The sequence below is a fragment of the Marivirga salinae genome (assembly GCF_030503855.1).
GTDB lineage: Bacteria > Bacteroidota > Bacteroidia > Cytophagales > Cyclobacteriaceae > Marivirga > Marivirga salinarum.
Window position 1 is genome coordinate 3,706,170 of the sequence record NZ_CP129971.1, and the last position, 10,614, is coordinate 3,716,783.

At 34.7% G+C, this 10,614-nt stretch carries 9 protein-coding genes; all 9 read right to left on the minus strand.

Annotated elements, in window-relative coordinates; translation table 11 throughout:
* Positions 1 to 125 precede the first annotated feature (125 nt).
* The 9 genes from QYS49_RS15485 to QYS49_RS15525 all read right to left on the minus strand — a co-directional run bounded on the left by QYS49_RS15485 (position 126) and on the right by QYS49_RS15525 (position 10,379).
* A complete protein-coding gene (locus QYS49_RS15485) occupies positions 126 to 1,190 on the minus strand; it encodes a branched-chain amino acid aminotransferase (protein ID WP_308348575.1) in 1,065 nt (354 codons plus the stop codon).
* Positions 1,191 to 1,247: 57 nt separating this feature from the next.
* Positions 1,248 to 1,796, minus strand: a complete 549-nt coding sequence (locus tag QYS49_RS15490) for a cob(I)yrinic acid a,c-diamide adenosyltransferase (protein WP_308348576.1) — start codon at positions 1,794 to 1,796, stop codon at positions 1,248 to 1,250.
* Positions 1,797 to 2,098: 302 nt separating this feature from the next.
* Positions 2,099 to 2,500 carry a hypothetical protein gene (locus tag QYS49_RS15495; protein WP_308348578.1) on the minus strand — a complete coding sequence of 134 codons (402 nt, stop codon included), beginning with the start codon at positions 2,498 to 2,500 and terminating at the stop codon, positions 2,099 to 2,101.
* Between the two features lie 226 nt (positions 2,501 to 2,726).
* Entirely contained in the window at positions 2,727 to 3,947 is a 1,221-nt protein-coding gene (locus QYS49_RS15500; RefSeq protein WP_308348580.1) for a DUF8740 domain-containing protein, read from the minus strand.
* A gap of 34 nt (positions 3,948 to 3,981) precedes the next feature.
* Positions 3,982 to 4,455: a T9SS type A sorting domain-containing protein gene (locus QYS49_RS15505; protein ID WP_308348582.1), complete on the minus strand. Its 474-nt coding sequence runs from the start codon at positions 4,453 to 4,455 to the stop codon at positions 3,982 to 3,984.
* A gap of 417 nt (positions 4,456 to 4,872) precedes the next feature.
* Positions 4,873 to 7,971, minus strand: coding sequence for an efflux RND transporter permease subunit (locus tag QYS49_RS15510; RefSeq protein ID WP_308348584.1), 3,099 nt, complete (start codon positions 7,969 to 7,971; stop codon positions 4,873 to 4,875).
* A gap of 323 nt (positions 7,972 to 8,294) precedes the next feature.
* On the minus strand, positions 8,295 to 8,741 hold the full coding sequence (locus tag QYS49_RS15515) for a hypothetical protein (RefSeq protein ID WP_308348586.1): 447 nt from the start codon (positions 8,739 to 8,741) through the stop codon (positions 8,295 to 8,297).
* Between the two features lie 253 nt (positions 8,742 to 8,994).
* The gene (locus tag QYS49_RS15520; RefSeq protein ID WP_308348588.1) at positions 8,995 to 10,128 is read right to left on the minus strand and encodes a DUF4221 family protein; all 1,134 of its coding nucleotides are present in this window, start codon (positions 10,126 to 10,128) and stop codon (positions 8,995 to 8,997) included.
* A 59-nt stretch (positions 10,129 to 10,187) separates the two neighbouring features.
* A complete protein-coding gene (locus QYS49_RS15525; protein WP_308348590.1) occupies positions 10,188 to 10,379 on the minus strand; it encodes a hypothetical protein in 192 nt (63 codons plus the stop codon).
* Positions 10,380 to 10,614: the final 235 nt, after the last annotated feature.

The window sequence follows — 10,614 nt, forward strand, 5'->3', positions numbered from 1 at the left end:
CGAAAAACTAGTTAAGAGAATTTAACTTAACTTAATTGCATTGACACCCTTTTGGAAAATAAAGGGGGCAAAAAAAAGCCGCACAATCATTCATCGTACGGCAAAGTCAATATTTTTGATATAAGTTAAAGCTTAAAAATCCAATCAAATTTATCTTCTGCTTCGCCTAATTTAATAGCGTCCATTGCTTTTAGTACTTTGTTTGAAAATGCTCTCTCTGCAATCGGAGGTAATTTATAATCCACTCCATCATGACCGATTAATTCGATATGCGCAATAGTAGCCGCTGTTCCAGCTCCAAAAGCATCTTGCAATGTGCCGTTTTTGGCTGCTTCAATTACTTCTTTAATGCTGATTCTTCTTTCCTCCACTTTCATTCCCCAGTCTCTGGCTAATGTCAATACAGAATCGCGAGTAATCCCTCTTAAAATAGTAGAGCTTGCTTCAGGTGTGATAAGAGTGTCATTAATCACGAACATAATGTTCATGGTACCTGATTCTTCAATGTATTTATGCTCTGTAGCATCTGTCCAAACTAATTGGTGATAGCCTTGCTTCTGAGCTAATTTTGCTGGATATAATGAAGCAGCATAATTACCAGCTGCTTTTGCATAGCCTGTACCGCCTTTGGCTGCTCGGGTAAATTCTGTTTCGATTTTCACTTTCACTGGCTCGCTATAGTAAGCGCCAACAGGACAAGTGATAATCATAAATCTGTATTTTTCAGATGGCTTAATGCCGATATAATCATCCATTGCAAAAACAAAAGGACGGATATATAGTGCAGTATTTTCCTTGTTCGGAATCCATGCATTATCCAAATTCAATAATTCGGTCATAGCCTGAATGAATAGCTCTTCCGGAACTTCTGGAATGCACATTCTCTCGGCTGATTTGTTCAATCTTTTGGCATTCGCCTCCGGACGGAAAACTACTGCCTCGCCATTCTTATTTTTATAAGCTTTTAAGCCTTCAAAAACAGACTGACCATAATGAATAACACTTGAAGCCGGAGCCATAGAAAGCTTTTCGTAAGGCACGATTCTTAAATCGCTCCACTGACCATCTTCATAGTCCGCAATAAACATATGGTCAGAATATACTCTCCCGAAAGGGATGTTGTTAAAATCCACCTCATTTATTCGGGAATTTTGAACTTTCTGTATAGAAATATCTAAAGTATCTAACATGATGGTCGGTTTAGTTTAAAATTGCACGAAAGTACAAAAAAAAGGGGGTATTTCCAATTACTTTTTTGGTACCCAAGGCACTTCGCTTGCATTCAATTCCTGCGTTAACTTACGGCTCAACATGAATAAATAGTCGGATAAGCGATTTAAATAAGTGATTATCAAATCATTGACATCCTCATGTTCTTTCAAGGCTACCACTCCCCTTTCGGCTCTTCTACAAACAGTACGCGCCACATGAGTGAAAGAAACCAGCTGATGACCGCCCGGTAAAATGAAATTTTTCATAGGCGGTAAGCTTTCGTTCATTTCATCTATCGTCTTTTCCAAGCGCTCTACATCCGATTCTGAGATATCTGGAATAGGAAATTTGCTTTCCCCCGGCTCTTTAGCAAGCTGTGAACCAATGGTAAATAATCGATCTTGTATTTCAATAAAAAGCAGGTTACGAGAAGTGTTTTCCTTATGGTCACGCAATACGCCCATCCAAGAATTCAGCTCGTCCACATTGCCGTAAGCATCTATGCGCAAATGCGCTTTAGATACCCGTGAACCACCCAATAAAGAGGTTTTTCCTTTATCTCCGCCTTTGGTATATATTTTCATTTCTTATAGTCTTTTGTAGTGCTGCAAATATAGGGGAAATGGATGGAAGAAATTAGGGGTTTGGGGGTAGAAGTTGGTGGAAAGGATGATAATATAGGAAAATATTATTTTGAAGGTTAACGGTAAATTGTATGAGTAGTGGCAGGTTTTGATTGTATGTATGAACTGCTAATAAGGGTGAAAAATCAGGGTTTTGGCATGGAAATTTCACTATTCATCGAAAAGTTTGATTAAATCTCATTGATTTGGTACCAAAAGCCCAAGCGGAGGCTTGAACTATTCGGAAGCTTTCTTTATGCAGTTTATTGTTTTGTCATGCGATAGGTGTCATAAGTCTCCTCGCCATAACTTCTTTGAATGATTATTTCTTCTCCTTCTTTATATATATCAAACTCTCCAGTTAAGATATAAGTCCAATCAAACTCTGCAGTCCATGGGCATTCGTTGGTAAATTCAATTTTATTACCCTTCATTGTAAAAGTTCCTCTGCAAATTGCTGGATATTTCTGAATACTACTTTGACCTTGATAAGTATTTCCTTTGAAAATTAAGGTCACATCGGATGCTTGATATTTGGCATTTGGGCTAGATCTGCCGAAAAATCCAGTATAGGTTCCATCTGTTATTATAACTGGCTCAAGATCATTTAATTGGCAAGAAGCTGAAATTATTAAAATTATAACAAATAAAAATTTAGCTTTCATATTTATTAGAGGATTCATGCTACATAGACACTCATTTGCTTTAAAAGGTTGGTCATTTATCTTTAATTGATTTTTAAAAAAAGAAGTGAAAATGAGGTGGATTGATAAATCAAAAGTCCAAGCGGACATTTGAACTATTGGCATGTACTAAAGGATAGAAATGTCTAACATAAGCATAGTTGATTCTTTGAAGTATAAACTCAATAAATGCTATAAGAATTAAAAACTAGAAAGCCCGTATAGCTCTCACATTTCGAGGTACGTTCTTATTAAAACCTAATTGCACACCTGCATTGAACTGTTGAGCTGAAGCGGCATTATTTTTTATTTCGGTGGAACTCCAATAAAAATCGGAAGCAAAAGCATCCCCTCCATTACTTGTAGCTGTCGCATCAATTATAGTTTTATTCAAAAACATTAAATTTAATTCACTTTTAGAAGGTAAATACCAATCACCATAGGTTTTTTCATCTTCTGTAATTTGCAATTCATTGCAAATTCTTGCAGCATAGGTATCTCCATCATCTCCAATTGCAACTTGAGCAGCAATTATTATTGTGGTGTTTGATTTACCAGCAAATGGACCATCTCCTTTTGCTTGAGTACTACCAAATGTACCAGCATACCATCTGGTACCAGAACTTTGGTCTTTTTTGGCACATACAAGACCATGCTGCCCCGTTTCATCCAACCAAAAAACAATACCACCATGTACAAAATCGCCTATGCTGTATTCAATATCGTTAGATATAAATCCCATATTCGCTATAGCTGTGGAATCAACATGCTCACCCGTTACATAACCAAAATTTGCTATATCTGTAGAATCAAGGTGGGCTCCTGCTACATATCCAAAATCAGCTATATTTGTAGAATCTGTATGCGGTCCTTCAACAAAACCAAAGTCAGCGATTTCAGAAGCATTAAGCTTTGTATCGATTGTATGATTATTCCAATTTATAGTATCTGATTCAGTTATACCACTAGCTAAGGAAGCATTAAATATGGGATCAGTTTCTTTACTACTTATTCCTCCAACAATACTATCTGTAGTAGTTGCTCTTAAAGCAAAAGGTACACTCAATAATTCACTAATTCCTTCGATAGTGTAATTTTCACCACCTTCAGGATCTGTTTCCGTTTTAATAAAAAATGGACCAGCACCCCAATCTATATTAGAAAAAGTACCAGAAATAATATTTCCTTCTCCAATCTTAACACTCACTAAACCATTTCCATTTGTAGAAAGCTGATGTGATTCAACATAAACAGCAGGACCCGACACCGAAGCCCGAATAATGCTTATTTGAATACCTACAGATTGATCCTTTACTATTTCATTTTCCGCATTTCTGATCACTGCCTGAAAGCTAAATTTTTCAGGAGCTTGGCCCATTGCCATTTCAGTAATCAATAAGACAACTACTAATACCAAAATATTTTTCATAATCACATTTCATTTAATTTCAATTTGGATATCACTAATCTTTTATGATTTTGAATTTTTTTACTAGACTACCTGAACTTATCACATTCAAAATATAGATTGCTTGAGGAAAGTCTTTCATATCTATTATTACACTTTTCCCTCTCACATGCTGAGTATGTATTATGTTCCCCTTTATATCAAAAAGTTGGTATAAAAAACCATTCAAATTATCAACTTCTAACTTCAAATCTGTAGAAGTAGGGTTTGGGTAAGCAGTTGATTTAATTTGAATACCAGAATTTTCTATTCCTGAAACTACAGAGCTTATTATATTCAGTTGTTGGATTCCTTGTTCTACTGTTCCATTTGTCCCAGAAGCAGTAGAATACATCAGCTGTCCTACTGAAAAACTGACTGTACCTCCGGTACCATTGGCGTCACCCCCAGAAGTATTCATGCTTTCTTGAGCCTTAAGTTCTTCTAAAGCAAAAAATACAAGTGCTATATATAATATTATTCTTTGCATCTTTAAAAGCTTAATTGATTAAAATGAATTGCTCTGTTTAGTTGTTCAGCATCAAGTTTTAAATCAATATTCATTATTATTAATCACTGCAAAATCAAAACGAGAATACAGTGCGAATTGCAGGTTTTGATGTCATTTATAAAGTTAAATTAAATAATATGAATTTGGACATCAAAATCTAGCTGTTCATCGAAAATATGGCCTGTAAAATATACAATTAATGGGTTTATTTAAGGCAATGGTTAAACTATGTGCTTTATATAATTATATTAAGAGGATTTTAAACACACTACTCAAATTATCTTTTGAATGCTCGGACTAGTAACAAATACTTAGTTCAAAACCTAAATATTAATTCTGCTCTGACTTAGGTTACTACCAAAATTTAGATTTTGTAATATAGGTCTTCACATTCCCTTACTTCGCTTTTTTAACTGCTAAAAGCGGAAAAAAGAAAAAGACCCCTATCATGGAGAATATAAGACCTCCAATTGTACCAACCGCTAAGGAAAACCAGAAAACTTCATTTTGGCCACTCATCACGAATGGAATTAAACCAAAGCAAGTAGAAAAAATGGTTAGTAAAATTGGGGCCGCTTTAGTACTGACTGATTTCAGGAAACCTCTGCTGTCCTGAATTTTTCTATTTTTAAAATCATACAATATATAAATCCCTGCATTGACGGTTAACCCGCCCAACATCACAAAAGCAGCATAACCACCTTGGTCAAAATAAAATTCGAACCAACCGAAGGTAAGGAACAAGCCGATAAAAGAGAGTGGAATCAATAGTAAAATGTAGAATGGAAGCTTAAAGCTTTCAAACAAAATACTGCAAATAAAGAATATTGCTACTATCAATAATAACAATAAGGAATATTGCTTTTTGGCAGCATCTGAACCCCAGCTAAAACTTTGCTTTTCAGCGCTATAGCCCAATGGTTTAACTTGGTCATAAGTACCCAAAACTTCATCCAAATATTTACTCCCAAAGCGGGAAGAACCATAATATTCGAAGCTTAAAACCCTTATATAGCTTCTGTTTTCCTTATAAATCGCATTGACGGTGTTTTCCAATTGGAGTTTACTCAAATTACCGGTTGGAATTCTTTTGCCATCATAATCCAAGCTGTATTGCTCTAAAGCAAATTTATTGAAATTATCTGCTTGGGCTGAGGCTAAAACTACTGGGAATTGCTCTCCACCGATGGGTAAATAGGCAGTGGCTCCATTTGCAGGAGCGTGCATTCGAATAGCATTGGTGAAATCCGATAGACTGATATTATTAAAAGCCAACTCTTTCAAATCCGGTCGAATGATATACTCTTTACTTTTTTGATCGCGCCAGCTCATCCTTTCATTGGTATTCACTTCTTGAATTCGAGGATGCTCCAACAACATCTCAGCAAATTTATCCGCTTGATTTTCCAATTCGAAATAATTATAGCCTTTCAAAGCAACTCTAAAAGATGGGATTCGGTCTCCCGATCCAGTTGAGAAACCCTGTCCTACTCCATAAACAGTCCAATTTACGCCACTCCAGTTTGTGCTTCTAGAAGATAATCTAGCTTTCAGCTGATAAGGAAATGCTGATTTCTCATATTCTTCCTTAAAGATGATTTCAATGCTCCCATATTGACCAGAATAAATTTGGGTAGTAAAAATATCGATTCCTTCTTGCTGGAGCAGAAAATCCTCGAAATCCTGCATAATGGTATTCATTTGATCCAGCGTATTGCCATAAGGTAATTTACCATTGATATAAAGCCTTGTTTTTTCATTTTGTCTGTAGCTAGAGCGCTCATAAACATTGCGCACAAAAAGCCTTAAGCTGCCGCCCAACCATTTATCAGATATTGGTCGAATATCATCTTGGTAAATATCAGAACCTATGACTTTATTGTACCATTCGTGATCTTCCCATTTAGCGGGAAGCATAAATATTGGTAACCCAAAAGCAAATAAAAGTAATACAAAAAAGGATTTTCGATACTTTGCTGACCAATGAATGGCATTGGAATAACGGTTAAACCAGCGCACCTTTCTGCGCAACTGCTTCATGGAATTGCCTTTTCGCGTCTGGTTTTGAGCGTTAAAAAGCAATGCGTAAAGTGATGGTGTAAAAAACAAAGCCACCAATAAAGAAACACCCAACAGCAAAGCTACTACTTTGGAGAAATCCACCAGATTCATTTTCTGTTCTTCCGGCAAAAGGAAAACCAATAATAAAGCAGCAATAGTCGTTAAAGAAGCCGCTAAAAGTGCCAAAAACAGATGTCTGTTTTTATATTTATGAATATGGTCGATCATGACAATGGCATTATCCACAATCAATCCAAAGGAAATGGTCAAGCCAGCCAATGAATACAGATGGATTTCTATATCCAAAGCCCAAACACCAATGATGGCCAGCGAAACATTCACTAAAATACCAGCAAAAAGCACCAGTAAATAGCGCCAATTACGGTTAATCAGAAATATAAAAAGTATGAGAATGCTGATGGAAAGAATGGAGCGTTCGTAAAGTTTATCCAGCTCTTTTTCCAGGTATTCGGTATCATCATACACCAAACGGAGTGCTACACCTTCAGCCAAATTATCATCGATCTGATTTAATCGAGACTTTACTTCTCTGGCCAAGTTGATTCGATTTACGCCCTTTCTAGCCTCCACTACCAGCGTGACAAAGTTTTCACCATTGATTCTGTAGTGACTAGTAGCTTCCTGTTCTTCTAAATTGATTTCCGCTAAATCTTTTAATCGATAGCTTTTTCCTGATTCAGGTTGCGTAATTTTTAATTCCCCAATTTGCTGAATGTCAGAGAACCTCTGATCGAGCACTAAAACATATTTTTCATTGCCCGCACTCTGTGCCAAGCCCGGATAGCGCAACTGCCCACTTTGCTGTAAAGTCGTTCTTAAATCTGCAGGACTCAAACCATAGGCTTCCAATTTTTTAGGATGAAAATTGATGCTGATTTGCAAATTATTAGCTCCATAAACCGGTAAAGATTCAATTCCAGCAATATTCTGCAAGGGTTTTACAATGGATTCCTGCGCAATTTCTTTAATTCTATAGGATGCGAAAGGCCCTCGTACCGTATATCTTAGAATGGTTTTGTTTTCCTCCTCTTCATCATCTCCCCCACTGCTTTGCAAAATGGGGTAGCTCACTTTTTCATCCAATTGAGGATAGACCTGCCGAATTAAAGTGGCTACTTCAAAGCGTTTATAGGCTAAATCTGCATTTTTGGAAAAGCGAAGGGTAATATTTCCGCTTCCATAACGCGATTGGGAATTCAGTTCATCCAAATCTCTGAGCTGAGATAAAATGTTTTCCAATGGTGCTGTAGCCAGTTTCTCCACTTGTGTTGGATCCGCATTGCGCACACTAAATTGCAAACTGATCTCAGGTGTCTGATAAGTAGGATTCAGGTTGACTGACAGTTTGGGAATAAGCGCCAATCCCATTAAACTGACGACTAAAAATGTGATAATAATTCGAAATGGGGTCATGCGGTAAAGATAGGAATTATTGGGGGATGGGAAAGAAGGGAACTAGGGTTTTAGGTTATTGATGAGGTTCCTATAACTCTATTTTATATAAACATATTAGATTCATTCCTTTACAGCTTCTGCCTTTTCCTTTTCCATATGGCAGGACTCTAAAGTATTATTTTTTTCAGGATATAATTTTGATAGAAACTTAGCCAATTATGTTTTTCGCTAATCGAAATTAACGTGAAATAAAAAATAAGACTAAACAGATATTAAATATTGTTTAGTCTTAAATAACATATAAATTAATTTTAAGAATACTTTAGTTTAATACAATAAATCTATTCAATTAAATGGTCTTTTAGATTTTTAAGTTCACTATTCAAATTGTCTGGTGAAAGGGTGATTTGATTATTTATATAACCAGATTCCACCTCAAATAAAACAGGATAACTATCTATTTCACTGTTTAAAACATTTAATGAATCGATGATAAAATTTTCTAAAAATTTTTCATCATAATCTCTCTCTATTTGCCGTTTATTTTTCAATTGAGTCCAAACAACATAAAAATCATTTTTATTTTTAATACTAGCATGATTGCTTTCTACAAATTCATAAGTTTTTTTAACACAACCATCACAACCATAAAGTAATGGGATTATCAAATATTTACCATCATTTTCAAAAATCGGTGAATCCAAAAGCAGTTTATTGGATTCACTATTTTTTGAATTACAAGAAGATAAAATCATCAAACTTAGAAGATAAAACACAAATTTATTCATAATGCATTAAATTAAAAAAACCTTGTGATGAGGCCACACTCTGTGTATTAATCACAACCGTACTCAAACCCCATGTCATCCCAATTGCACCCAATTTGAAAACATAATAACAACGTTCTGGTTCTTTCAAAACTTCTTATCTCGTAATTGCTTCAGTTGAATAAGATTCTAAAAACAGAAAAGCTGTAACAATATATACTAAAAATCTCAATTACATTTTTGCTTTCATTTCTATCAATTTTAAATATTTACTCTAATGATTTATTTCATAAACATGAACAATAAATTTATCCTCTACAGTGTCATCATTAGATTTATTATGAAACGGCATATACAATAATCCATCGTGGTAGAATAGGCTTTCTGAACTAAATTGTTTCGCATCAAACCTTTCATAGCCAACGTAATTGTAATCTGAATCAAATACTTGAATATATAAATCTTTCTCCCACCAATTTCGATCAACTTCAAGTTTTTCATTTGTCATACCATCATGAACCACCCTTATTGTATTCCCAGATTTTTCATCAGTATATAATTCAAGAAATTGTGATCTTTTCATAAAATATTCTAGTTGCTCATTAAATGTGGCTTCTTCCGATATTGGAGACTTATCACCCTCTCTTAAATCCGGTATCTTAGTAGATACTACATTAATCATTTTGGACTGATCAAACACATATAAATTTGGGTCATAATTGAAACTGTATAAAAAATGACCCTTTTTGTTAATAGTCCTGCTAAAGTTCCAACTACTAACACCAAAACTATCGCCTTGTCGCATAAAATCCGGGTAATGGCTAGGTATAGTTTGAAATTTATTCTTATCAAAATCGTATTTAATCGTCAAGTTTCTTTCATAGTACCCATCCCAATTAATAGGTATAGTTTCCATTATGAAATATTCTCCAAATCTCTGAAGTTTTGCGAATTCTTTTACCTCAGGCCTTTTAATGCTATCAGGCATCATAATTTTACTTTTTTTAATAATTTCACCTTTGCCGTTGAATTGGATAAATTCTGAATTTGTATTTAGCGCAAAAAAGGCATCCGGTGACTCAGGAAGTATGGGTAAATTTAATTTACCCACTCCATCAGGACCTTCTTTGAACAGCTTTAAAGTAAAGTCTTTGGTGGAATCATTTAAACTGTAGAAAAAGCATTCGTAAAAATTATCAAAATCTTCAACCGAATAAATATAAATACCATTATCGTGAATAAAAAAATCTACATTCTTAGTGTTGATCACCGAATCATCGATAGAAATTTTTTTTATTTCCTTTAAAGAAAAATTTAATTTACTATGTTTTTTTTCAACATCTTTATTTCCGGTTGTACAAGAATATAAAGTAAAAATAATTGCCAGGTATAGTACAGACTTATTCATAAATTTTAATCCATTAAAAAAGAAACATGAAAACAGGGGAATTTATCCCCTGTTATTATTTATTCGCAAGAACAATTTAATTTTGCCTTAGGCATGGAACAGCCTTCTTGTAAGTCCCAAGCACATAAATCACCTACAGGCGCAATCAATCTTTGCTGAGTAGTAAATGCATCAAATGAATACATCCCCAATGCAAATACTCCCATTATAGCTGGTATTAATACTTTCTTTTTAAAAATTTTCTTTCTCATAACTAAATAAAGTAAAAGGTTAAAAATAAATTAAACATCAACCCTAAAAACTAAATCATGAAAAAAACCTTCATTGAACTACCAAAGGCCTAATAAGGTGGGACAAGTCAAATTTCTTCACTCTGCAGGTTTTGCTCAAAACAGCTGTAGCTAGCGGGTGCTGTTCTGAATCAGTTACTACATTTAATAGTATTACTGAGTTGATGGTACAAGTGTAGTCAGAAAAATAAAAAAA